The sequence below is a fragment of the Streptomyces sp. NPDC006691 genome, assembly GCF_042869955.1.
Classification (GTDB): Bacteria; Actinomycetota; Actinomycetes; order Streptomycetales; family Streptomycetaceae; genus Streptomyces.
The window spans coordinates 767,994-791,572 of the sequence record NZ_JBIAGW010000001.1; the positions used below are offsets into that span (position 1 = coordinate 767,994).

Consider the following 23,579-nt stretch of genomic DNA (forward strand, 5'->3'; position numbering starts at 1 on the left):
GGAGCCCCGGGACCGGGCCGCCCCCCGCTAACCGTGCAGCCAGCGGCGCAGCAGGCGGCTCATGTTCGGCATCGCCACGTACGTCATGAGCACGCTGAACAGCACGGTGAACACGGCCGTGCGCGGCACCAGCGGCAGGCCCGCCACATAAGGGCCGAGCACCGCGTTGCCCAGGAGGGAGATCGGGAAGATGGCGAGGCCGGAGCTGATCGCCATCTTCCAGCGGGGCGGCGCGGGCCGGGTCTCGCCGGGCTTGGCGAACCAGGTCTCCATGCCGGTCAGCTCGCGCCGCGCGATCTCGGTGTGGTGATGACCCGTGCAGTTCGCGAAGAAGACGGCGCGCTCGGTGGAGCCCTGCCAGCGCTCCAGGGCGGCCGAATCCCGGAAGCGATGGACCAGGAACCAGGGCGCCCCGGGCGCCGCCGGCCGGAAGAAGCCGTGCCCGAGGTGCCCGGGGAAGCCGGACGCGGCGGCCAGGATGTCGCGCGCCCACTCCTCGAACGACTCCTCGTACCCCTCCTCGACCTGCCGGGCGATCAACAGGGTGACCTCGCCGTTGTCGGCGGGGACGGTGGCGTGTTCCTGACGGGTGGCGGAGCTCGTGGGGGCCACGGGCCTCTCCTTGCGATTCGTACGGTGTCGCGCGCCGCGTCAGCCTACGCACGCCGTCGCACGTGCCGTCACCTGGCCGCGAGCCGCCGAGGAACCCCGGCTGCCCGCCAACCACCCTCAGGAATCGCCTAGTTGGTGCCGATTTTCGCCAGGAGGTCCACAATGCGTTCCTGCACCTCGCCGCTGGTGGACCGTTCCGCCAGGAACAGGACCGTCTCGCCGGACGTGAGCTTCGGCAGCTCCGCCTGGTTGATGCCGGCCGAGGTGTAGACGACCAGGGGGGTGTGGTTCAACTGGCCGTTCGCGCGCAGCCAGTCGACGATCCCGGCCCGTCGGCGGCGTACCTGCATGAGGTCCATCACGACCAGGTTCGGCCGCATCTGAGCGGCCAGGGTGACCGCCTCGGAGTCGGTGGCGGCGCGGGCGACCTGCATGCCGCGCCGCTCCAGGGTCGCGGTGAGCGCGAGCGCGATCTCCTCGTGCTCCTCGATCAGCAGCACGCGGGACGGGTGCTGCTCGCTGTCGCGCGGGGCGAGCGCCTTGAGCAGGACGGCCGGGTCGGCGCCGTACGCAGCCTCCCGCGTGGCCTGCCCGAGCCCGGCCGTGACCAGGACGGGAACCTCGGCCGCGACCGCCGCCTGGCGCAACGACTGGAGCGCGGTACGGGTGATCGGACCGGTCAGCGGGTCGACGAAGAGCGCGGCGGGGAACGCGGCGATCTGCGCGTCGACCTCCTCGCGGGAGTGCACGACCACGGGCCGGTAGCCGCGTTCGCTCAGCGCCTGCTGGGTGGAGACGTCGGGCGCGGGCCACACCAGGAGCCGGCGCGGGTTGTCTAGCGGCTCGGGGGGCAGCTCGTCGTCGACGGGCTGCGGCTGCGGCCGGTTGGCCACCTCCACGGCGCCGCCGGGGCCGTCCAGCGGCTCGGGGCCTTCGGCGCCCTCGTCCGGCGCGCCGATCGCATAGGCGCGGCCCTGGCCCTCCGAGGGGGGCGAGGGGAGCACGGGATGCGGCCGGGCGGCCGGTTCGGCGGGCCGCTCCACGCCTTCCGGGGGCGTACCGAGCTTGCGCCGCCGCCCGGACCCGAGCGAGCCGCCGGTGGCCTGGGCCTGAGCCATCTGGGCCTGCGTCTGGCTGAGCGGCACGCCCTGCCCGAGCGCCCGCACGCTGAACGCCCGGCCCTGGGTGTCACCGGCGGCCGGGATCCCACCGGGCGGCGTCTCGGCGGGCAACGGCTGCCGGGCGGGCTTGGGGGCGGCCTGCGGCGGGTTCTGGTTCTGGTTCTGCGGCAGCGACGGTACGGGGCCGGGGGCACCCGGCCCCGGAACCGCGCGGGCCGCCCACTCGGGCTGCTCGGCGGGGTGCGCCTTGGGCGGGGTGTGGTCGGCCAGGGGGTCGCTGGGTGCGGGGTTCCCCCGAGCCGGGCCGTCCGCCGGGTTCACCGGGGCCGCCTGGCCGTTGGGGGTCGGATGCACGGGGCCGGATCCGCCGGGCTGGGCGCCCGTCCGGCCGCCTGCCGCAGGGGAGTTGGGGTCGAGGGGACCGCTGCTCGGGGGGCCGGGAGGGGCGGGTTCAGTTCCTGCGGGGCCGACGCCTGTGGGGCCGTGGTTCGTGGGCCCGACGCCTGTGGGGCCGGGGTTCGTGGGGCCGGCACCTGGGGTGCCCGCAGCTGTGTTGCCCGCCGCCAGGGGGGTGCCCGCAGAGGTGTTGTCCGCACCCATGTGTCCAGCACCCGTGGTGCCGGGAGGGGGGTTGCCGACGGCCATGTGTCCAGCACCCGTGGTGCCGACGGCCACATGCCCAGCACCTGTGTAGCCGGCGGCCATGTGCCCAGCACCTACGTGGCCCGTACCCACGTGGCCCGTACCCACGTGGCCCGTACCCGCATGGCCAGCACCCACGTGGCCAGCACCCACGTGCCCCTCGCCCGTGGGGCGAGCGTCCGTCGGGTCAACCTCCGTGTGAACGGCGCCCGTTGGGCTGGCCTGAGCCGAAGGCCGCGTAGGCGCGGAGGCCGTCCCGCGGGCTTCGACCCCGCCCGGGGCCGGCGGTACCGGATGCGGCGCGCGGTCGGCCTCGGCGGGCGGCAGCGCGAACGCGGTCCGTACCGGGCCCTCCTGGCCGCTCGCGGCGCCGCCTCCGGCGTTGCCGCCCGGGGCGGAACCCAGGGCACGCCGGGCCCGGCGCCCGGTCGGCTCGGCGGCGTTCCCGGCCGGCGCGGAGGCGGCCGACGCGTCGGCGCCCGACGGCGCGGGCAGCGCCCGACGCGCCCGGCGTCCGGTCGTCTCGGTGGGTACGCCCTGCGGCGGAACGGTCTCGCCGAGCGCGGCCCGGCCCATGCCGGACGACTCGCGGGCGCTTTCCGCACCGGTGACGACGGATCCCACGGACCCGCCGGACCCCGCGAGCGCACCCGGCGCCCCGGATCCCCCGGCTCCGCCCGGTCCCTCCGCGGCCTGCTCGGCAGGGCTGGGACGGCCACGGCGCCGCCCGGATCCGGAAGGCCCGGACCCCGCGACCCCGCCCTCGGCGGCCTCGGGGCCACCGGCGTTCTGCTGCGCCGGAATCCGGGCTCGATCACCGTCCGGCCCGCCGTCGGCCTCTCCGTCACCCGAGCCGGAGCCGGAGCCAGAGCCCGAGCCCGAACGGGCATCGGCGCCGGAAGCGGCTCCCCCGGCCCCGGCAACGGCCCCGGTAATGGCCCCGGAAGCGGTCCCGGCAGCGGAACCCGACCCGGCCCCCGCCCCGGACGACACGTCAACGCGCGCCCGCCGCCGTCCCGTCGGGGACTTCTCCTCGCTGACCGGGGATTCCAGGAACGCGTCCATGGACGCCCGCCGCCCGCGCCTGCGGCCGCCGCCGTCCTGCTGGGCGGGCAGCAGTGCCTCGTCGGGCTGCGGGGCCACGGGCGCCTCGACCGTCCCGGCGCCCGCGCCGAGCGGCACTTCGAGTACGTACGCCGAGCCGCTCATGCCCGGCACGGCCACGGTTTGCAGCACACCGCCGTGCGCCTTCACGATGCCGCGCACGATGGGCCCGTGGACCGGGTCGCCGCCCGAGTACGGCCCGCGCACCTCGATGCGTACGACCTCGCCGCGCACCGCCGCCGCGACGACGACGGTGGAGTCCATGTAGCCGCCGGCGCCGACCGGCGCCTTGCCCGTGGCGTCCACCCCGGCGACGTCCGCGATGAGGTGGGCGAGGGCGGTCGCCAGGCGCGGGGCGTCGACCTCGGCCTCGATGGGCGGGGTGTGCACGGCGAACTGGGCGCGCCCGGGCCCGATCAGCTCGACGGCGCCGTCGACACCGGCGCCGACGACCGAATCGACCAGCACCTTGGCCTTCTTGAGCTCCTCGCTGCCCGCGTCGAGCCGCTGGTAGCCGAGGACGTTGTCGACGAGCGTGGTGATGCGCGAGTACCCGGCGGCGAGGTGGTGCAGGACCTGGTTGGCCTCGGGCCACAGCTGGCCCGCGTCGTCGGCGGCCAGCGCGGAGAGCTCCTGGCGCAGCTCGTCGATCGGCCCGCGCAGCGAACCGGCGAGCACCGAGAGCAGTTGCTGGTGCCGGGCGGCGAGCGCGTCGTAGCGCTTGGTCTCGCGCTCCAGGACCTCGGCGTGCTTGGCGGCCTGCTCCTCGTAGGGGCGGCGGTCGGTGAACGTCATCACGGCGCCGACGAGCAGATCGCCGTCGCGCACCGGCGCGGTGGTCAGGTCGACCGGCACCATGGCGCCGGACTTCGTCCAGATGACCTGCCCGCGCACCCGGTGCTTGCGCCCGGACTTGAGGGTGTCGGCGAGCGGGCTGCCCTCGTACGGGAACGGCTCGCCGTCCTCGCGCGAGTGCAGCACCAGCGGGTGCAGCTCGCGGCCGCCGAGGTCGCTGGCCCGGTAGCCGAGGATCTGCGCGGCCGCCGGGTTGACCAGGACGACCCGCCCGTCGGTGTCGGTGCCGACCACGCCCTCGGCGGCGGCGCGCAGGATCATCTCGGTCTGCCGCTGCGAACGGGCCAGCTCCGCCTCGGTGTCGACGGTGCCCGAAAGGTCCCGTACGACCAGCATGAGGAGTTCGTCGCCCGAGTACGAGCCGGGCCCGCCGCCGCTTCCGTAGGAGGCGTACGCGTCCCGACCGTCCTCCAGGTTGGCGCTGGTCACCTCGACCGGGAACTCGGTGCCGTCGGTGCGGCGCGCGATCATCCGGGTCGGCTTGGTGCGGCCCTGCGCGTCCTCGCTCTCGGGCCGGCGCATGGAGCCGGGGATGAGCTTGGAGTCGAAGGTGGGCAGCAGATCGAGAACTCCCCGCCCCACCAGGGCCGTACCCGGCGCCTCCAGCATCCCCAGCGCCACGGTGTTGGCGTTGACCACCGTGCCGTTGCAGTTGACGAGCAGGAGCCCGTCCGGAAGGGCGTCAAGTATGGCTGCGAGGCGAGCAGCGCCTCGGGATGGCCTGCTGCTCACGACGACGCTTCCTCCCTGAACCACTGCACCTTGCGGCCTGTCACTGTGAGGGAGTCTAAAGGCTGGCGGTGTGCGAGGGACGGCGGATGAGGGGGAGCTCTCACCAAGGTTGTGTGACTACGCCGTATGAGTGAAGGGCGGACGGAGGCCGGACAGGGTGCCCTACCTGCCGCTCGGCAGCACCGGGACCAGGTTGTCCCAGCGTGAGATTTCGCAGCCATTGGTACGGCTGTACGTCGCGTCGACGGGCCGCCCGGCCCAGCTGCCGGTGATGTGCGCGGTGGCGGCACCGCCGTAGACGAACGTGCACATCCGGTCCTTGGGCACCGGCGCGAAGGGGTCCTTGCCCCAGGTCGTCACCGAGTCCAGCTTGTCGCAGGCCTGCTGCGCGCGCGGGTGGCTGCCGCCCGCCGGGTGGCATTCCAGGGTGTACGTCCCCTCGACGCCGGGGACGTCCTCGACGGTGACGGTGAGCCGGTCCTCGGTCTGCCCGCCGCCGAGCAGCGGCAGCGGGACGGGCAGGGGGCCGGCCAGGGCGGTGGGCGCGGCGGCGAGCGCGGTGAGGGAGGCGGCGGCGGTGACGGCGAAGCGGCGCAGCATGAGTCTCGTGTCTCCAGGCGTTCGGACGGGCTGTTCGGGCGGGGCTCTGTTCGAGCGGGCTGTGTGGACGGGTCGCGTTCGGACGGGTTGCGTTCGGACGGGCGGTGGTCGGACGGGCGGTGATCGGCGGGCCTTTCGGTCCCCTCCCGGGATCCCTCCCAGGGCTCCCGAGTGGGTTCCGGAGTCTTCGGGGCCTTCCGAGGTCTAACGCGCGTCAACGCCCGGCGTTGCGCCGCACGAACGGCTTTGCTCTGGCGCCCACCCGCCTAGTACCGTGGGGGGCGATTGGTGACAGCCCGCAAGGCTGTGTCATCATCTGCACGCACCACTCGCACACGCGATGGTGTGCTGGAGGCGTCGCCTAGTCCGGTCTATGGCGCCGCACTGCTAATGCGGTTTGGGTCTTAAAGCCCATCGAGGGTTCAAATCCCTCCGCCTCCGCCAGCACCACCCGAAGCCCCGGCCCCACGGCCGGGGCTTCGGCCGTTCCCGGCCGCGTCCGCCGGCCGCCTCGCCCTCGCCCGGGTCGGGAGCGCCTCCCTCGCCTGCGTGGCCTTCGCCCGCGTCACGTGTCCCCATCGCCCGGGTCACCTGTCCCCGTTGCCCGGGTCGCCGCTCGCGCCCGCCGCGACCCCGCCCGGCCCTGTTCGAGTCCCGCTCGGGTTCCGCTCGGGTCCCGCTCGGGCCCCCATTCGGCCCACCCGCGCACCGGCCCCGCCGCCTCCGGTTCGCTCACGCAGAGACATTTCCGCAGGTCAGGCCCGGTATGGCTAATGGATTTCGCGTCACGGCGCAGGTCATGTAATGTTGTTCTCGCAACGCCGACGGGGCAGAAAAAACCCCGGAAGCACAAGCACTCGTAGCTTAACGGATAGAGCATCTGACTACGGATCAGAAGGTTGCAGGTTCGAATCCTGCCGAGTGCACATAAGGAAGAGGCCCCGGACATCGCGTCCGGGGCCTCTTGCGTTGGGCCGTACAGCAGCGAAGTACAGCAACCAGGTCAGCCGCTACCGTCCATCGCGCCGGACAGCTGATCCAGTGCCGAGCGCACCTCTTCCTCGCTCGCCTCCGCGTACACCTCCATCGTCATGGCGATCTGCGAGTGCCGCAGAATGCGTTGCGCGACCTTCGGATGCACCTTCAGGGCGACCAGGAGCGAGCTGCACGTGTGCCGGGTGTTCCGGAGCGGGATCATGCGAAGGCCGGCGCGCCGCGCTCGGAGGGCGAACATCCGGGTGAGGTTCCCCGGCTCGATCGGCGTCCCGTACTTCGTCGTGAAGATCAGGCCCCGATCGTCCTGCCACGCATCCCCGATGGCCCTGCGGTCGCCGGACTGCTGAGCGCGACGCATCTGGAGCGTCTTCACGCACAGCGCAGGCAGAGGCAGGAAGTCGTCGGAGTCCTCGGTCTTGGTCTCGCGGTGCAGGATCTGGCGGCCAGCGCGCTGAATCTGGTGGTCCACGTACAGCTCGCCGCGTTCGAAGTCGACGGACTTCCACGTCAGGCCCAGGACCTCACCGCGGCGGAGCCCGAGGCAGAGCACCAGCATCCATGCGGCGAACAGGTGGTCATCCCGAGCGGCGGCATCGGCAAGGAACTGCCCGGCCTCGGCGACGGACCACGGCTTGATCCGGCGGCGACGCGGCTTGGGCACCTTCACCAAGGAGGCGACGTTCTTGCTGATCTCCTCCTCGGTGACGGCATGCGGCAGGGCGGCGCGCAGAGCATCGCGGGAAGCCTGAATGACCCGACGAGACGGATACGCCTCACAGCAGTCCCCGACCGCGCAGCACTTCCGGCGAGCAGGGACACGCTTCGCATCCTTGCCCTGGGCGCAGCACTGGCAGACGGTCGCCAGCTTGGTCAGCCACTCCCGCACATCGCGGACGGTCAGCCGGTCCAGCCGCTTCGCGCCGAGGTCGGAGCGATGTAGAGGCGCACACAGCCCTCGTACGAGACGTACGACAGCGGGGCGAGGTTCGGCTTCACGATCGAGTCGAGCCAGTACGCGAGGAAGACGGACACCGTGCGGTGCCGAGTGGCCACGGGCCCCTTCTTCGCCTCCGCATGAAGGTTGAGCCACTTGTCGTGGACCTCATTCCGGGGCTTGCCGTAGGCGTACTTCCGGGCCCGCTTGCCGTCCGGCTTGGTCACCCAGACGTAGGCCGCGTAGCCGTTCTTGTACGGGTAGATGGAGCCCTCACCGTTGCCGCGTTTGCCGCTCATGCCGCGTTCCCCTCGGCCTGTTGGGCGAGACGCTCGATGTACTCGTCCACGTAGCGGGGGAGGATGCGCCGACTGCGACCGTCCTTGATGGAACGGATCTCGCCGGTGAGCACCAGCATCTTGGTCTTGGAGAGGCCGTAGCCGAGCATTTCGGCGACCTCCGCCGTGGTGTGCCACTTCCGTTGGATCATTGCCGTGGTCATGCGTCGACTCCTTCCAAGGGCCAGTCGTCTTGCAGGGCTTCGCGGGCGAGTTCGCGGTTTTGGGCGATGTCGCGGCGGATGTTGGCGGCGAGCCAGGACTCACCGGGGGTGTGGCCGTGGCCGGCGTAGGTCCAGTGGGCGAGGGTGAGCGTGGCCGCCTCGGGACTGTCGTAGGGGTCGGGTAGGCCGAGGGCCGCGCGGTGTTGGGCGGCGAGGTAGTCGGCTCTCACCTGCCGGAGGGCGCCGAGCGTGGTCGAGTAGGCGCGGGACTTGGTGGAGAAGTGGCCGCGGAAGCCGAGCATGTGGGCCCAGTCGCGGAGCTTGCGATCCGGGTAGTCGGCGTGCAGGTCAAGGCACGCCTCGATGAGGCGGCGTGGGTGGTCGGGGACGTCGAGGAGCACGAGTGCTTCGCGGTTGCCGACGCGGCGGTCGACGGTGCCGGTGGTCTCGGCGGCTTTGGTGGCGTACTTGGCGACGTAGGAGGCCACGGCCTGTTCGGTGATCTCGGCTCCGTCGCCGAACGCCTTGATGGGCCGGACGTCGAGCTGTGTCCCCCAGCCGAGGACCCGGGCGGGCTGGTCGCCGGCGGCGGGGACGTCGACCTGGACGCGGGCGGCGGCTGTGTGGATGGCGTCGGTGAGCAGGGCGACGCTGGCCCAGTGCGGGGGCGGGGTGTCGGGCCCTTCGGGTCCGTCGAAGCGGATCACGGCATGGAAGTGGACGGCGCCGCGCCTCTGGTACTCGGCGACCTTGCCGAACGACACCTTCGACTGCTCGCGGGCGGCTTTCTGGGTGAGGCCGGCGCGGGCGGCGATCTCGCGGCGTAGGTAGATCGTGAAGTAGCGCCACAGGTCGGCAGCGTGGTTGTTCCACAGCACCGCCCCCGCGTAGTCGTACGTCGTCGGATCGAGCGGGGTGCCCAATTCGGCTGCGTCTTCCGGGTGGTGGGTGCCGCAGCGGCAGGGCCGGGTGCCGGGCCTGTTGTGGACCGGGCCAAAGCTCGGGGCGGTGAGGGTGGCGAAGACGCGGGGGTGGTCGCGGATGGTGTGCGGGGTGCCCTGGGAGCGCCGTTCCCGGCCGCGGGCGCATCGTGGTGAGCGTGGGGTGCTCCCATCCCGTCCACCGTCGACCCAGGCAGAGCCGAGCAGACGCGGCCCATGGCGTCCAGGTCGTTCGTCCAGCGGGGCGCTCCACCTGGACGCCATGAACCACGCCCGCTCCACGGTGTGTGGGTCGACGGCGGACGGGATGGGAGCAGGGATGGGGGATTGGAAAGCAGCGGCGCTTACCTCACGTCCAACCTTGTGAGCGTCTCCTTTCTGTCGGCGGTTTAGGTGCGGAGGGAAGTATCTCAATCACCCTCGCCTTTACTCTCACTCCACTCACTACCACCCGCTTCCAGGAAAGCCGAAAATCTCGGCCTTCTTGCGGGTACTGCAGATCTGCCAATCTTTGCAACAAATCACGCACGGAAGAAGCTGGCAATAGTTGTTCGATTAGCCTGAGACAGGTGACTGGAGGGCCGTCCAGCGATTTACGTGCATCCAAATAGCGGGCAGTGCCAACCATCCAGGTCCACTCAATGTCGGAGAATGGCGGCCACCCTTGTGGAAGTTTAATAATCGCACCGTCTGAGATTTCTCTCTGAAGTCGTTCGACCTGCTCTTTACCCTTGTCTATTGCGGACTCTTGTTTCCAGGCATCCGCTAGGACCCGTGCATCAATCGGCCACTTCGCTTCGACTATCAGACCGCTCTTGCGATCGCTATCGAGGGCCACAATATCCAGGTCCCCGATTTTTCGCCGATTTGAGGCCAAAACCTTGACCTCTGTCGCAACTTTAACTCCCGGTATCTCGGCAAGACGCGAAGCCCACTTGTTGGACAAGCGCCCAAGAGATCCGCCAAGTTTTCCGGACGTGTTGGGATTAGATGCGGCTGCACGAAGAAGCATCCGCTCCTCAAGGCCGTCCGAAATCAAGGCGAAAGGTATCAGCAGCTGGCCATCCCACGGGATAATGGGGGCAGAGAAGGGAGTTTTTCCCTTAGGCCCCTGATAGGTGAGAAGTTCGATGAATTTCTCCACGGCGGTACTCTTCGGGTTGTACTTTTTCAGCCATCGAACCATCGTTTCTGGCCGCATTGCAATATATGCCGTATCCAGGTTCGGCTCGCCCCTGAACAGGGACAGCTGAAGGAGCGACATCCCCTTGAGCGTACCCATCAGCGGAATGGCCTCCCCGAGAGTCAACCCACCCAGGTCAGCGTCAAGTGCTATTTCCCACGGCTTATTTGCAAGATAGTTCTTCATGTGTTGGATATAGAGGCCGCCGACCCAGACAGGAACATTCTGGTGAACGTTTTTCCGCCCTTGCTGGGTACGGAAGAAGGCATGCGCAGGCTCCAGGCTTGGCCCGACTGTATTTTTGTCCACATTTTCGGTGTCGATCTCCTCAAGGAGGACATCCAGGACCTCTATGGATGGATTTGCGATTGGTTCAATAACTATTCCCTTGCTTTGCTTTTTAATCCGGACGCGACCTGCCCTGCCACCCTCCAGTCCAATTTGGATGACTCCCCAGTTCTGCGCCAACTCGAACGCCTCGTCAATTTCCTGCAAGTTGGGCTCGCCGGTGGCTGACGGGTCGCAGTACAAGAAGCTCCATTCGACGAGACGGGCGGTTATGTTAGCCCAGTCTCGCGTTGCGCCTCCAGGTCCTCTTGCTTCCCATTCTTGAGAACCGGGAGACCCCTTCCGGACTTCTCGAACGTACCGAGCGGAGACCGAAAGCAGCAACGCATGTAGCGCCATCTTGCCCGATTTCCAAATGGAGAGTTCGGCGGGCGCGCGCCTGGCTATCTCCTGCAGTCTTTCGTATCCATTCATAGATTCACTCCTTCTATTTTGAGAACCAGAAAAAACGGAACCGTCGGCGCGTTCTGCGCTACCGTTCAATGCCTCAACCTCGTCTCATGGCGTTTCTCATTTCCTCTATCAATGCTGATCGGGCTTGGCGGCATGCTCGCCAGGCATCGACGTACTCAGTTCGCGTCATGTCCGGCAACCACAACGTCATGGAAATCCAGCACTTTAAGGGTGGCGCGACCAGCCTTGTCGACGACTGCTCGTTGCGCCACTAGTTCCAGTCTCTGCTGTGCTGCGTAGACACCGTGGTCGCCAAGCGCGACATGCCCTTTGCCGACAAGTCCAGGGGAAGCCTCTGCCCGGGAAAATGCGTCCCTGGCTGTCGAGAGGGCCCTGAGGTACTCAGTGAAGGCGGTGAGCATCGTGTCCCGCTCACGCTCTGAACGGTCGCGTCGCCAGCGGACATGATCGGCAATGAGCGTGGAAAGCACACCAAGTACCGTGCCTACAGCTGTCGCCACGAGCGTCGACCACTGCATGCGTCCCCCTGCCGGTGCGATCAGTTCCCAGCAGAAGTACAGCATCGAAGTACCGCAACCACGGCAGTCGTTAGAAAATTTGCCTGTCTTCGAAGGGCTCTGGTGCGGCCAGTAAGACCGTCGATGACCGATCTACATAGAGCTGCGGATCAGAAGGTTGCAGGTTCGAATCCTGCCGAGTGCACACAGGTGAGAGGCCCCGGACATCGCGTCCGGGGCCTCTTGCGTTGGGTCGTACGGCAGTGCAGTGCGACAACCGGTTGACGTCGGGTTGCCGTGGGCGGCGTCCGACCGTCGCGCCCGGCCGGGGCCGTCAACTCGTGCGGTGCGTATGGACTTGAACCCGTGACGACCTGCGGCTGCGATGTCCAAGTCTGTTGCGGCGGTGGGACGTTACTGATTCGATCCTCGGATGACAGAGATCAAGGAGCCCTGGGGGCTCAGTGTGCTCGGTGCGGGGAACGTGTCGGCGGAGCCCCGGATCGCCCAGGCGAAGCTTGCGGTCGACCTCCTGGCACCGACGCCCAAGGAAGCCTTTGAACAGGCTGGAGCAGCGGTTGTCAGGCTGCGGGCTGTGCTGCGCGAGCATGGCATACCCGACTCCGACGTATCCGGATCGCGTCTGGTCCTGCAGTCGGAATTCAAGGGCTACGGCGCGGAGCGGACGTTCCTCGGTTATCGCTGCGAGGCGGCGTACGTCGTGCAGACCGAAGTCCTTGACCGGCTCGAAGCTCTGATAGAGGACGCCGTCCGAGCCGGCGCGAATCGAGTCGACGAGGTGCACTTCGACGCACTCGACAAGCCTGCGCTCCGGGACGAGGCCCGCCGCAGGGCGGTCGGGGCCGCCCGCCGCAAGGCCGAGGTCTACGCGGATGCCTGTGGTGTGCGGCTCGGCCCCGTAGTGCACATTCAGGACGTCGATCCGGAATCGGTCGGGCTGCGCAGCCATGGCAGTCGCATCGGAGGCGATCCCGAATCCAACGGTGTCTTCGCTCCCGGTGCGGTGCGCGTAGAGGCCGCTGTGTTGCTGGGCTTCAGTCTGTTGCCCGACTAGGGTCTTCCGAGCCGAGATGCCGGGGCGTCGGCTACTTTTCCCGTCTACTTTTCCTCGATGTACTGTCCGTCGATCACGGAGAAGTCGTCCAGACGGCCGGCCACCGCCCTCAGGTATCCAACGAAGTCACTCGCCATGGGCCCGCTCGGCCCCGTTTCGTGGTCCATGTCGATGACCTGGCCGACCTTGCCGGCTGGACCTGGCGACAGGTCCAGCACCGCGCCGTTTCCCGCGCCGTCCGCGTCGAGCGAGACCCAACCGGTCTGCCACCAGCCGGCCTTGAGGGCCTCGCCCGCGACGAATTCCTTGAGGTCGTCGAAGTCGCCGCCGGTCAGGAGCTCACGCCACACCCCTACTTCTTGCAGGATGCCGTCACAGGACAAGAGCGTGCCCGTGGGCCAGCCCCCGTCGGCCGATCCGTTGTGCCGCCGCAGCGAAGCCGTGAGGGCCTCGGGCAGCTCGACGCCGAGTGCGTCCTCAAGCGCGCCAATCTGCTCACGGGACGCCGGCGGCAGGATCAGATGAGCGGCACCCTGTGCCTCGTACCACCGCTCAATCTCCCCCCATGCGTCCACAACAGCCGTCGCGATCTCGCTCGCCACGGAGTTCCCCCTGGTGGTTCTCTGCTCAACGGTCAGTGGCGGTGACCTTAGCGCTGCGCACTGACAGTGCCCTTGGAGCCGTATCCCTCCGTGCCGGCCCTTCGAGGGGCGGACCAGCAGCGCACCACAGCCGCACGGTCGTTGCTGGCGCCCGTGCCCGTCAGCTTCCCTCCGGGGCCGCTTGTGCTTGGGCGTACGCGGGGGCGGCTAGTCCAGTTGCTCGGCCAGGCCGACGATGATGCCGGCCGGGCCGCGGAGGTAGCAGAGCAGATAGCTGTCCTCGAAGCGGGCGATCCCGCCGACGAGTTCGGCGCCGTGCGGGCGCAGGCGGGCGACGGTGTCCTCCAGGTCGTCCACGGCGAACATGACGCGGTGCGTGCCCAGCACGTTGTGCGGCCGTTCGCGCGGGCCGGTGCTGATCACCGCGGGGGTGCGGTACCGCGACAGTTCGAGCCGGCCGTGGCCGTCCGGGGTCCGGAGCATCGCGATGTCGCAGTGGACGCCGTCGAGCCCGGTGCACTCGTCGGCGACCTGGCCCTGGATCTCCGTCGTGCCCTCCAGTTCCATGCCGAGCTCCCCGAAGAACGCCATCGCGGCGTCCATGTCCTCGACGACGATGCCTACGTTGTCCATCCGCTGAATCGCCATGATGACTTCTCCTTCTTGTGCAGGTCTGTACGAGTCTGTAGGGGTCTGTAGGGGTCTGTGCGGCTTGTACGGGCTTTTACGGGCGGTCGTTGGTGGCCGCTGATGTGCCTGGGTGATGCACCTGGGACGGAGCCGGTGGTGCCTACTCGACACCCGGCGGCCGCCGAACTCCGACGATCGCCCTCGTCGACATCAATGTGCCCGCCGGTGGTACCCGGCCGGGCATGACGCAGAGATGGCGAACGGGTGGGGTGTCCATTCCCCGGCTGCGGTTCCGGCGGCGGAGAGAGCGGCAGGCGCTGATGTTGGCCTGCATGGTGGTGATCTATGGGCTGGCGGTCGTGGTGTCCCACCTGTGGCTGAAGCACTCGTGGGGCGACTCGACCGTGTTCGGTGTGTCGATGCTGGTGTTCAACATGGTTTCGGTGCGGCTGTCCGCGTTCATCGAGCGGAAGTGGGGATGGAGGGGAGGGCGCTATTGGGGGCGCCGCGGGAAGCGCTGAGCCGATGGCGCCGGCCGATGGCGCCGGCCGGTGGGGCTGAGCCGGTCTTCTTCGGGGCGATGGGCGTGGGTCCGGCGTTGTCAGTGGTGGGGAGTAGCTTCGAAGCGTGGCTGGGTTGTGGCGTTGTGTGGGGGTTCGCTGGGGCGAGGGCGGGGCGCGGCTTCGGTGGGAGGAGGGGCGCAGCAGTGGGCTGGAGTACGGGCGGGTCGTGGCGTTCCGGGCAGTGGGGGCGCGGAGCTGCGTGGGGGCCCGGGGTAATCCCTGTCCGGTGGGCGCCCCGGTGCCGGGGCGTAGTACGCAGGCGCGCTGTCCCGAGTGCGCTCGGCTCGATCGGGCGCATTCCGTCGCCGCCGATACGTATCTCGACGATCCGCGCACCTATCGGGTCTACCTCGCCTGGTTCGGGAGCGGGCTGCTCAAGGTCGGGATCACCGCGGAGGAGCGCGGGTCGGCCCGACTGCTCGAACAGGGGGCCGTGGCGTTCTGCTGGCTCGGGCGCGGGCCACTGATGGCCGCCCGGCGCTGCGAGGAGCTGCTCAGGGCGGCCCTCGGGGTGCCGGATCGGATTCCGTACGCCGAGAAGCGGGCGGTACGGGCCCGGCTTCCCGGGGTCGAGGAGCGCGCCGCCGAGGTGGCGGGGCTGTATGCGCGGGCCGTCGCGCTGCCCGGCTGGCCCGAGTCGTTGGAGCGGGTCGAGGGCCAAGTGGTCGACCACGAGGCCGAGTTCGGGCTCGGTGCGTTGCCGGACGCTCGTGGAGTGGTCGCCGAGCTCGTGGATCAGGGGGTCGTCAGCGGGCGGCTGCTCGCGGCCGCCGGTCCCGATCTGCATCTGGACGCGGGAGACGGGTGGGGCGTCCGCGTGCTGGATACGCGGCTCATGAGCGGGTGGGGGCTCGCCGCCCTCGGGCCGGGCGACCCCGGTGACTTCACCGTGCCCGTGCGGGAAGTCCCCCGGGAGGAGGGCGAGCAGGGTTCGCTGTTCTGACGGCTGACGGCTGACGGGTGAGGGGCTGACGGGTGAGGGGCTGACGGGTGAGGGGCTGTGGAATGACGGGCTGAGTGGTGAGGGGTGGGTGGTGGGGGCTGGACAGGGCGGGGTGCGCCGCCGAGGGTGAGGGGCATGAGCGATCACGCGGGGCGGCAGGGGCGAATGGGGGCGGCAGAGGCGGCGCGGGTGACCGGCAGCGGCAGCAGCAGTGGCAGCGATGGCGCCAACGGTGGCACGGGCGACGGCGACGGCGACGGCTACGACTCCGGCAGAGGCAGAGGCAGAGGCAGAGGCACAGCAAGCCATGGGGCCGACAGTGGTCACGGCCGCACCGATGCGGGCGGCAGCTACGGCAGCGGTGGCGGCAGTAAGAGCGACGGCCACGGCCACAGCCGGGATGACGGTGGCGGCAAGGGTGACGGCGGGGCCGGGGTTCGGGCGTTCTGGGGGCGGCTCGGGCTCCCCGGGCTCGTCGACGTACACACGCACTTCATGCCCGAGCGGGTCCTGGACAAGGTGTGGAAGTACTTCGACTCCGCCGGGGAGCTGGTGGGTGGGGTCGAGTGGCCCATCACCTACCGGGAGGACGAGGCCGAGCGGGTACGGCTGCTCCGGGAGGAGTTCGGGGTGCTCGCGTTCACCTCGATGATCTATCCGCACAAGGCAGGGATGGCGGAGTGGCTCAACGGGTGGAGCGTCGGGTTCGCCGGCCGGACGCCCGGCTGTCTGCACACCGCCACGTTCTTTCCCGAGCCGGGAGCGGCCGGATACGTACGGGACGCGCTCGATGCCGGCGCCCGGGTCTTCAAGTCCCATGTCCAGGTGGGCGGTTACGACCCGGCCGATCCGCTGCTCGATCCGGTCTGGGGGCTGCTCGCGGAGGCCGGTGTGCCCGTCGTCATCCACTGCGGATCCGGGCCCGCGCCCGGTAAGCACACCGGGCCAGGGCAGGTCGGGCGGGTGCTCGCCCGCCACCCCCGGCTGCGGCTGATCGTCGCGCACATGGGGATGCCGGAGTACGCCGACTTCCTCGGCCTCGCCGAGGCGTACGGGGAGGTCATGCTCGACACGACGATGGCGTTCACCGACTTCACCGAGCGTTCCGCGCCGTTCCCGGTGCGGGAGCTCGGCCGGCTGCGGGATCTGGGGGACCGGGTGCTCTTCGGCTCTGACTTCCCCAACATCCCCTACCCCTATCTCCATCAGCTCCAGGCGCTGGAGCGGCTCGGCCTCGGGGACGCGTGGCTGCGGGCCGTCTGCCACGGCAACGCCGCCCGCCTCTTCGGCCTGCCGCCGGGCTGAGGGAGCCCGCTCCCGGCTGGGGCACGGCTCCCGGCCGAGGCCCGCTCCCGGCCGAGGCCCGCTCCCCGCTGAGGCCCGCCGCTCGCCGGGGCTCGCTCCCCGGTTCGGGCTCGCTCCCCGGTCGGGCGGGCTCGGCCGGCCGGACAAGTCCGGCCGGTCGGCCGGGCACTTTCTCAGGGAAATCACAGGAACGGGCAAGGAGGTTCTCACGGCCCCCTCACAGGGTGGGGCCATGACCGTTACCTCCTCGCCCCAGGGGCGGACCGAAATGCTGCGGCCGGACGGCAGCCCCGTGCGCGTGCTCGTCGTGGACGACGAGGCGCCGCTCAGCGAGCTGCTCTCCATGGCGCTGCGCTACGAAGGCTGGGAAGTGCGCAGCGCCGGTGACGGGGCCGGGGCGGTGCGCGACGCCCGGGACTTCCGGCCGGACGCCGTGGTCCTCGACATCATGCTGCCCGACATGGACGGACTCGCCGTCCTCGGGCGGCTGCGCCGCGAACTGCCCGACGTACCGGTGCTGTTCCTCACCGCCAAGGACTCGGTGGAGGACCGGATCGCCGGGCTCACGGCGGGCGGCGACGACTACGTCACCAAGCCGTTCAGCCTGGAGGAGGTCGTCGCCCGGCTGCGCGGACTCATCCGCCGCTCGGGCACGGCCGCCCTGCGCAGCGAGTCCGTCCTTGCCGTCGGCGACCTCACGCTCGACGAGGACAGCCACGACGTGACCCGGGGCGGGGTCAACATCCACCTCACCGCGACCGAGTTCGAGCTGCTCCGCTTCCTGATGCGCAACCCGCGCCGGGTGCTCAGCAAGGCGCAGATCCTCGACCGGGTCTGGTCGTACGACTTCGGCGGCCAGGCCAACGTCGTGGAGCTCTACATCTCCTATCTGCGGCGGAAGATCGACGCCGGACGCTCCCCGATGATCCACACCCGGCGCGGCGCGGGATATCTGATCAAGCCCGGGGAGTAGGACCGCGTGAGCAGGTTCCGGCGACCCTTGTCGTTGCGCACCCGGCTCGTGGTGTCGGCGGTCGTGCTGCTCGCGGTGGTGGGTGCCGTCATCGGTACGGTGACCGTCCTCGCGATGGGCGCCAATCTCCAGGGCCAGCTGGACAACCAGCTGCGCGCCGGGCTGCCCCTGCGTTCGATGGAACACGCGACCCAAGGGCAGGGGCAGCGGCAGGCCCAGGCCCAGGGGCAGGCACAGGAGCAGGCACAGGGGCAGCGGCCGCCGGACGGTGACCGGCTCGACTTCATCGTGTCCCGGCCCGGACAGCCCCTGTCCACGGTCGGCGCGGGCGTCGCGGCCGACGGCTCGCTCACCGGGCTGCGCAGCACCCAGCCGGAACGCGAGGGCGAGAGCCGTACCGTGACGCTGTCCGGGGCACAGGCCGAGGCGCTGGCCACCGTCCCCAAGGACGGCAAGGTGCACTCCGTCACGCTCCCCGGGCTCGGGGACTACCGGGCCCTGTGGGACCCGGACCGGGCCATCGTGCTCGGGTACCCCACCGACAAGCTGGACGCCACCGTCAACACCCTTGTGGTCGTGGTCATTTGCGTCACCGCCGCCGGGCTCGTCGCCGCCGGGATCGCGGGCGCGGCCATCGTCGGTGTGGCCCTGCGGCCGCTGCGTCGGGTGGCTGCCACCGCCACCCGGGTCTCCGAACTTCCCCTGCACAGCGGCGAGGTGGCACTGCACGAGCGGGTGCCGGGGGCCGAGGCGGATGCCAGGACCGAGGTCGGGCAGGTGGGCGCCGCGCTCAACCGGATGCTGGACCACGTCCACGAGGCGCTCAGCGCGCGGCAGGAGAGCGAGACACGGGTGCGGCAGTTCGTGGCCGACGCCAGCCACGAGCTGAGGACGCCACTCGCCTCCATCCGGGGCTACGCGGAGCTCACCCGGCGCGGACGCGAGGACATCGGGCCCGACACCCGGCACTCGCTCGGCCGCATCGAGTCGGAGGCGGCCCGCATGACCGGCCTGGTCGAGGATCTGCTGCTGCTCGCGCGCCTCGATGCCGGACGCCCGCTCTCGTACGAGAGCACTGATCTCTCCGCCCTGGTGGTGGACGTCGTCGGCGACGCGCACGCCGCCGGGCAGGGCCACACCTGGCGGCTCGAACTCCCCCCGGAGCCGGTCGCCGTGCGCGCGGACCGGGAGCGGCTCCAGCAGGTCCTGGTGAATCTGCTCGCCAACTCCCGTACGCACACCCCGCCGGGGACCACCGTCACGGCACGGGTCGAGCCGCGCGGGCCAGAGGTCGCCGTCGAGATCGAGGACAGCGGCCCCGGCATTCCGCCCGATCTGCTGCCGCACGTCTTCGAGCGGTTCGCGCGCGGGGACGCGTCGCGCTCCCGCAACGCGGGCTCCACCGGGCTCGGTCTGGCCATCGTGCAGGCCGTCGTCACCGCGCACGGGGGGCGGGTGGGCGTGCGGAGCGGGCCCGGGCGCACGGTGTTCGAGGTCCTCCTGCCGGCGCAGGACCGTGGCGCGGACGACCACCCCGGGCGGACTCCGGACGATCGCCCGGGACGGACGCCGGACACCGGCCTGGGACGGACGCCGGACACCGGCCTGGGACGGACGCCGGACACCGGCCTGGGACGGACCGTGGACACCGGCCTGGGACGGGCCTCGGGCGCCGGTCCGGACACCGGCCCGGGACGGAATCCGGACGGACGCCCGGCAAGGACCCCGGACACCCGCTCCGCGCGCGCCGCCCTGCCGCCCCGCACCTCACAGGCTGAGCACAGGCCGACCACACAGGTGTGACAGCGCCGCTCGCGAGGGTCGGCGTATGCCAACCGAACCCCCTGCCGCGACCGCGCCACACACCGCGCCGCACGCCGCGCCCCGCGCGACGGTCCCGGCACGCCCGGCACATGCGGCACACGCGGCACCTCCGGCACACCCCGTGGCCCTCCCGGCCCGTCGGCACCTGCCGGTCCAGCCGGCCGGCACCCCCGTCCTCGATGTGACGATCCCCGTCCACAACGAGGAGCGGGACCTGGAGAGGTGTGTGCGCCGGCTGCACGAGTACCTCGCGCGGACCTTCCCGTACGGCTTCCGGATCACGGTCGCGGACAATGCGAGCACCGATGCAACTCCCGCTATCGCCAGCAGACTTGAGCGGGAAATACCCGAGGTGCGGGCCTTCCGCCTGGAGCAGAAGGGGCGCGGGCGGGCGCTGCGTACGGTGTGGTCGGCCTCGGACGCGCCGGTGCTCGCGTACATGGACGTGGACCTGTCCACCGACCTCAACGCGCTGCTCCCGCTGGTCGCGCCGCTCATCTCCGGCCACTCCGACCTCGCCATCGGCTCGCGCCTGGCGCGTTCCTCGCGGGTGGTGCGCGGCGCCAAGCGGGAGTTCATCTCGCGCACGTACAACCTGATCCTGCGCGGTTCGCTCGCGGCGCGGTTCTCGGACGCCCAGTGCGGGTTCAAGGCGATCCGGCGCGATGTGGCGCAGCGGCTGCTGCCGATGGTCGAGGACACCGGGTGGTTCTTCGACACCGAGATGCTGGTGCTCGCCGAGCGGGCCGGGCTTCGCATCCACGAGGTGCCCGTGGACTGGGTCGACGACCCGGCCAGCACCGTGCACATCGTCAGCACGGCGATGGACGACCTGAAGGGCGTGTGGCGGATCGGGCGGGCGCTCGCCGTCGGGGCGCTGCCGCTCGACCGGCTCGCGCGGCCGTTCGGCGACGATCCCCGGGACCGGCAGCTGAGCGGGGTGCCCGGCGGGCTCGCCCGGCAGCTCGTCGGGTTCTGCGTGATCGGCGCGCTCTCCACCCTCTTCTACCTCGCCCTGTACTCGCTCTCACGTACCGTGATGGGCCCCCAACTCGCCAACGGGGTGGCCTTGTTGGTGTCGGCCGTCGCCAACACCTCGGCCAACCGGCGGCTGACGTTCGGCGTGCGCGGCCGGGACCGGGCGGTGCGCCACCAGGCGCAGGGCCTGGTGGTGTTCGCCATCGGGCTCGCCCTGACCAGCGGCTCGCTCGCGGCGCTCGGCGCCGCCAACGCCGATGCGGCGCACTCCACCGAGGTCGCCGTCCTGCTCGCGGCGAACCTCGCGGCCACGGTGCTGCGCTTCCTGCTGTTCCGCGCCTGGGTGTTCCCCGACCGCGCGGGATCCGTACCCGCAACCGATGCCACCCCGCGCCGCGAGAGCGCCCCGCGTCGCGAGAGCGCTCCGAACCACGCGAGCACTCCGAACCATGCGAGCGCCCCGCACCACGCGAGCACTCCGCACCATGCCGACCCGAAGGGCGACGCACGATGACCACGACCTCACCCCTGGCCGATCCGCGCGAGGGGGTCGCGGTGTCCGGGCCCCGGGCTGCCCGGAACCGGCTGTGGCGCGGCCGCCCCGAGGACCCGGCCTGGGCGCGGCCTGCCCTCCTCGCCCTTCTCGCCGTCACCTGCGCCGCCTACCTGTGGAACCTCAGCGCCTCCGGGTACGCGAACTCGTTCTACTCGGCGGCCGTCCAGGCGGGCAGCCAGAGCTGGAAGGCGTTCTTCTTCGGCTCGCTCGACGCGGCCAACGCGATCACCGTCGACAAGCCCCCGGCCGCGCTCTGGCCGATGGCCCTCTCGGTACGCCTCTTCGGTCTCGGTTCCTGGCAGATCCTGCTGCCCCAGGTCCTGATGGGCGTGGGCACGGTCGCGGTCCTGTACGCGGCGGTACGGCGCCGGTTCAGTCCGGCTGCGGGGCTGATCTCCGGGGCGGTGCTGGCCCTGACGCCGGTCGCGGCGCTGATGTTCCGCTTCAACAACCCGGATGCGCTGCTCGCGCTCCTGATGACGGTCACCGTGTACTGCGTGCTGCGCGCCCTGGAGGACGCCCGCACCAAGTGGCTGGTGTGGGCCGGGGTCGCGATCGGCTTCGCGTTCCTGACCAAGACCCTGCAAGCGTTCCTGATCCTGCCGCCCCTCGCGCTCCTGTACGCGGTGTGCGCGCCCACTTCGGTACGGCGTCGGCTCGGTCAACTCGCCCTGTCCACAGGGGTTTTGGTGGTATCGGGCGGCTGGTGGGTGGCGGCCGTGGAGCTGTGGCCCAAGGCGTCGCGCCCATACATCGGCGGCTCGCAGCACAACTCCTTCCTTGAGCTCACCTTCGGCTACAACGGGCTCGGCCGCCTCAGCGGCGACGAGACCGGAAGCGTCGGCGGCGGGGGCGCGCGGCCCGGCGGCATGGAGTTCCCGGCGGGCCTGCGTCCGGGCGGCGGCGCCGGCGGAGGAGGCGGCGGCGGTGGCGGCTGGGGGGCGACCGGCATCGGGCGCATGTTCAACTCCGAGGTGGGCAGCCAGATCTCGTGGCTGCTTCCGGCGGCTCTGCTCCTGCTGATCGCGGGCCTCGTCGTCACCTGGAAGGCCAAGCGCACCGACACCGCGCGCGGCGCGTTCCTCGCCTGGGGCGGGGCGCTCCTCATGACCGCCGTGATCTTCAGCTTCATGGCGGGGATCTTCCACCAGTACTACACGGTGGCCCTGGCGCCCTACATCGCGGCGCTCGTCGGCATGGGCGTCACGGTCCTGTGGGAGGAGCGCTCGCGCATCGGCGCGGCACTCGCGCTCGGGGCGGCGGTGGCGGCCACCGCGATCTGGTCGTACGTCCTGCTCGGGCGCACCCCCGACTACCTGCCCTGGCTGCGCTGGGCCGTACTGATCGGTGGCCTCGCGGCGGGCATCGGCCTCGCCCTCGCGGGCCGGCTGAACCGCAGGGCCGCGCTGGGTGTCGCCGGTCTCGGCCTCGCGGCCTCGCTTGCCGGGCCCGCCGCGTACGCGGTGAGCACCCTCGACACCGGGCACACCGGCTCGATCGTCACGGCGGGCCCCGCCGGGGCGAGCAGGGGCGGGCCCGGGGGCGGTGGCGGCGGCGGCCGGATGCGGTTCGGGGGTGGGGTCGGTGCGGGTGCGGGTGCGGGTGCGCGTGCCGGTGCCGGTCCCGGTGCCGGTGCTGGGCAGGCCGGGGCCCAGAACGGGGGGTGGCCGGGCCGTGGGGCGGGCCAGGGGCCGGGGCAGGGCCAGGGTGCGGGTCAGGGGCAGGGATTCCCCGGCGGAGGTACCAGTGTGGGCGGCGGTGCGGGTTCGGGCTCGGGTTCGGGCTCGGGTTCGGGCTCGGGCTCGGGCTCGGGTGAGCGCGGTGGTAGGGGTGGGGGCATGGGGGGCCTCCTGGACGGTGCGAAGGTGAGCGCCGAGGCGCAGGCGCTCCTCAAGAACAACGCGGACCGGTACACCTGGGCGGCGGCGGCCATCGGCTCTCAGAACGCCGCGAGCTATCAACTCGCCACCCAGAAGCCGGTGATGGCGATCGGTGGCTTCAACGGCAGCGACCCGTCGCCGACCCTGGCCCAGTTCAAGAAGTACGTGGCCGAGGGGAAGATCCACTACTTCGTTTCCGGTGGTGGGGGAATGATGGGGGGTGGGACGTCTGGGGCCAGTGCGATCAGTAGTTGGGTGGCGTCCTCCTTCAAGAAGGTGACGGTTGGGGCCGCCACCTTCTATGACCTCACCTCGCCCGTGAGCTAGCTCGCCCGGGGCCGGCCTCGCGGGCCCGGGGCGCAGCCCCGCTGCCCCGGCCGGGCTCCGCCCCGGCCCGCTGAGGGGCTACGCCCCTCGGACCCTGCGGGGCTTCGCCCGGGGCCCGGGGGTTTGCCCACCCGCCCGCCCGTGACTCGGGGTTGGTGGGTTCCGGGCCCCCTGGGGCTTCGCCCCAGACCCCGGGGGGTTTGCCCGCCCTCCCGCCCGTGCGGCCGGGTTGGTGGGTTCGGGCCCTGGGGCTGCGCCCCAGACCCCCTGAGGGGCTGTGCCCCTCGGACCCCCGCAGGGGGCTGCGCCCCAGACCCCCTGAGGGGCTGTGCCCCTCGGACCCCCGCAGGGGCTGCGCCCCCTGCACCCCCGGTTCGGGGCTCCGCCCCGGACCCCGTATCGCGCCTGAACGGCGCTCGTCCTCAAACGCCGGACGGGCTGA

Annotated in this window: 15 protein-coding genes, 2 tRNA genes and 3 pseudogenes; 10 read left to right on the forward strand and 10 right to left on the reverse strand. The window is 70.9% G+C overall.

What is annotated here, in order from left to right; genetic code table 11:
• Window positions 1-27: 27 nt before the first annotated feature.
• From ACFYNP_RS03465 to ACFYNP_RS03475, 3 genes are all read right to left on the reverse strand, one after another.
• The gene (locus ACFYNP_RS03465) at window positions 28-612 is read right to left on the reverse strand and encodes an antibiotic biosynthesis monooxygenase (protein WP_388414236.1); all 585 of its coding nucleotides are present in this window, start codon (window positions 610-612) and stop codon (window positions 28-30) included.
• 128 nt (window positions 613-740) lie between these two features.
• Complete coding sequence (locus ACFYNP_RS03470) at window positions 741-5,066, reverse strand: PAS domain-containing protein (RefSeq protein WP_388782152.1); 4,326 nt, start codon at window positions 5,064-5,066, stop codon at window positions 741-743.
• 162 nt (window positions 5,067-5,228) lie between these two features.
• A complete protein-coding gene (locus tag ACFYNP_RS03475) occupies window positions 5,229-5,666 on the reverse strand; it encodes an SSI family serine proteinase inhibitor (RefSeq protein ID WP_388414241.1) in 438 nt (145 codons plus the stop codon).
• A 350-nt stretch (window positions 5,667-6,016) separates the two neighbouring features.
• On the opposite strand from ACFYNP_RS03475, the gene ACFYNP_RS03480 reads away from it, so the two are divergent.
• A tRNA-Ser gene (locus tag ACFYNP_RS03480) sits at window positions 6,017-6,110 on the forward strand.
• Window positions 6,111-6,519: 409 nt separating this feature from the next.
• Window positions 6,520-6,592 (forward strand) — tRNA-Arg (locus tag ACFYNP_RS03485).
• Window positions 6,593-6,669: 77 nt separating this feature from the next.
• Here ACFYNP_RS03485 and xerC read toward each other — a convergent pair.
• From xerC to ACFYNP_RS03510, 5 genes and pseudogenes are all read right to left on the reverse strand, one after another.
• Window positions 6,670-7,895 (reverse strand): annotated as a pseudogene (xerC, locus tag ACFYNP_RS03490) (tyrosine recombinase XerC).
• The gene (locus tag ACFYNP_RS03495) at window positions 7,892-8,098 is read right to left on the reverse strand and encodes a helix-turn-helix domain-containing protein (RefSeq protein WP_388782156.1); all 207 of its coding nucleotides are present in this window, start codon (window positions 8,096-8,098) and stop codon (window positions 7,892-7,894) included. Before ACFYNP_RS03495 ends, xerC begins: the two are co-directional and overlap by 4 nt.
• A pseudogene (locus tag ACFYNP_RS03500) lies at window positions 8,095-9,261 on the reverse strand (replication initiator); the annotation flags it as partial. The gene ACFYNP_RS03495 and the pseudogene ACFYNP_RS03500, both read right to left, overlap by 4 nt.
• Before the next feature lie 127 nt (window positions 9,262-9,388).
• The gene (locus ACFYNP_RS03505; protein WP_388782159.1) at window positions 9,389-10,984 is read right to left on the reverse strand and encodes a hypothetical protein; all 1,596 of its coding nucleotides are present in this window, start codon (window positions 10,982-10,984) and stop codon (window positions 9,389-9,391) included.
• A gap of 155 nt (window positions 10,985-11,139) precedes the next feature.
• The gene (locus ACFYNP_RS03510; RefSeq protein ID WP_388782162.1) at window positions 11,140-11,547 is read right to left on the reverse strand and encodes a hypothetical protein; all 408 of its coding nucleotides are present in this window, start codon (window positions 11,545-11,547) and stop codon (window positions 11,140-11,142) included.
• A gap of 367 nt (window positions 11,548-11,914) precedes the next feature.
• Between ACFYNP_RS03510 and ACFYNP_RS03515 the strand changes: the two genes are divergently transcribed.
• A complete protein-coding gene (locus ACFYNP_RS03515) occupies window positions 11,915-12,556 on the forward strand; it encodes an SIMPL domain-containing protein (RefSeq protein WP_388782165.1) in 642 nt (213 codons plus the stop codon).
• 44 nt (window positions 12,557-12,600) lie between these two features.
• Here ACFYNP_RS03515 and ACFYNP_RS03520 read toward each other — a convergent pair whose 3' ends face one another.
• Window positions 12,601-13,158: an SMI1/KNR4 family protein gene (locus tag ACFYNP_RS03520; protein ID WP_388782168.1), complete on the reverse strand. Its 558-nt coding sequence runs from the start codon at window positions 13,156-13,158 to the stop codon at window positions 12,601-12,603.
• A 207-nt stretch (window positions 13,159-13,365) separates the two neighbouring features.
• Complete coding sequence (locus ACFYNP_RS03525) at window positions 13,366-13,806, reverse strand: VOC family protein (protein WP_388782171.1); 441 nt, start codon at window positions 13,804-13,806, stop codon at window positions 13,366-13,368.
• Between the two features lie 314 nt (window positions 13,807-14,120).
• Between ACFYNP_RS03525 and ACFYNP_RS03530 the strand changes: the two genes are divergently transcribed.
• The 7 genes and pseudogenes from ACFYNP_RS03530 to ACFYNP_RS03560 all read left to right on the forward strand — a co-directional run bounded on the left by ACFYNP_RS03530 (window position 14,121) and on the right by ACFYNP_RS03560 (window position 23,137).
• On the forward strand, window positions 14,121-14,309 hold the full coding sequence (locus tag ACFYNP_RS03530; protein WP_388782174.1) for a hypothetical protein: 189 nt from the start codon (window positions 14,121-14,123) through the stop codon (window positions 14,307-14,309).
• A 106-nt stretch (window positions 14,310-14,415) separates the two neighbouring features.
• Window positions 14,416-15,294 carry a DUF2797 domain-containing protein gene (locus tag ACFYNP_RS03535; RefSeq protein ID WP_388782177.1) on the forward strand — a complete coding sequence of 293 codons (879 nt, stop codon included), beginning with the start codon at window positions 14,416-14,418 and terminating at the stop codon, window positions 15,292-15,294.
• A gap of 435 nt (window positions 15,295-15,729) precedes the next feature.
• Window positions 15,730-16,599: pseudogene (locus tag ACFYNP_RS03540) on the forward strand (amidohydrolase family protein); the annotation flags it as partial.
• A 232-nt stretch (window positions 16,600-16,831) separates the two neighbouring features.
• Window positions 16,832-17,572, forward strand: a complete 741-nt coding sequence (locus ACFYNP_RS03545) for a response regulator transcription factor (protein ID WP_053725868.1) — start codon at window positions 16,832-16,834, stop codon at window positions 17,570-17,572.
• Window positions 17,573-17,578: 6 nt separating this feature from the next.
• Complete coding sequence (locus ACFYNP_RS03550) at window positions 17,579-19,375, forward strand: sensor histidine kinase (protein WP_388782180.1); 1,797 nt, start codon at window positions 17,579-17,581, stop codon at window positions 19,373-19,375.
• A 142-nt stretch (window positions 19,376-19,517) separates the two neighbouring features.
• Window positions 19,518-20,888, forward strand: coding sequence for a glycosyltransferase (locus ACFYNP_RS03555; RefSeq protein ID WP_388782183.1), 1,371 nt, complete (start codon window positions 19,518-19,520; stop codon window positions 20,886-20,888).
• A complete protein-coding gene (locus tag ACFYNP_RS03560; protein ID WP_388782186.1) occupies window positions 20,885-23,137 on the forward strand; it encodes an ArnT family glycosyltransferase in 2,253 nt (750 codons plus the stop codon). The genes ACFYNP_RS03555 and ACFYNP_RS03560 overlap by 4 nt, the downstream gene beginning before the upstream one ends.
• Window positions 23,138-23,579: the final 442 nt, after the last annotated feature.

Excerpts from the sequence above, each read along its gene's own strand:
- ACFYNP_RS03515 (WP_388782165.1), top strand. The coding sequence starts at position 11,915 with ATGACAGAGATCAAGGAGCCCTGGGGGCTCAGTGTGCTCGGTGCGGGG.
- ACFYNP_RS03530 (WP_388782174.1), top strand. The coding sequence starts at position 14,121 with ATGGTGGTGATCTATGGGCTGGCGGTCGTGGTGTCCCACCTGTGGCTG.
- ACFYNP_RS03525 (WP_388782171.1), bottom strand. The coding sequence starts at position 13,806 with ATGGCGATTCAGCGGATGGACAACGTAGGCATCGTCGTCGAGGACATG.
- ACFYNP_RS03495 (WP_388782156.1), bottom strand. The coding sequence starts at position 8,098 with ATGACCACGGCAATGATCCAACGGAAGTGGCACACCACGGCGGAGGTC.
- ACFYNP_RS03545 (WP_053725868.1), top strand. The coding sequence starts at position 16,832 with ATGACCGTTACCTCCTCGCCCCAGGGGCGGACCGAAATGCTGCGGCCG.
- ACFYNP_RS03475 (WP_388414241.1), bottom strand. The coding sequence starts at position 5,666 with ATGCTGCGCCGCTTCGCCGTCACCGCCGCCGCCTCCCTCACCGCGCTC.
- ACFYNP_RS03505 (WP_388782159.1), bottom strand. The coding sequence starts at position 10,984 with ATGAATGGATACGAAAGACTGCAGGAGATAGCCAGGCGCGCGCCCGCC.
- ACFYNP_RS03560 (WP_388782186.1), top strand. The coding sequence starts at position 20,885 with ATGACCACGACCTCACCCCTGGCCGATCCGCGCGAGGGGGTCGCGGTG.
- ACFYNP_RS03510 (WP_388782162.1), bottom strand. The coding sequence starts at position 11,547 with ATGCTGTACTTCTGCTGGGAACTGATCGCACCGGCAGGGGGACGCATG.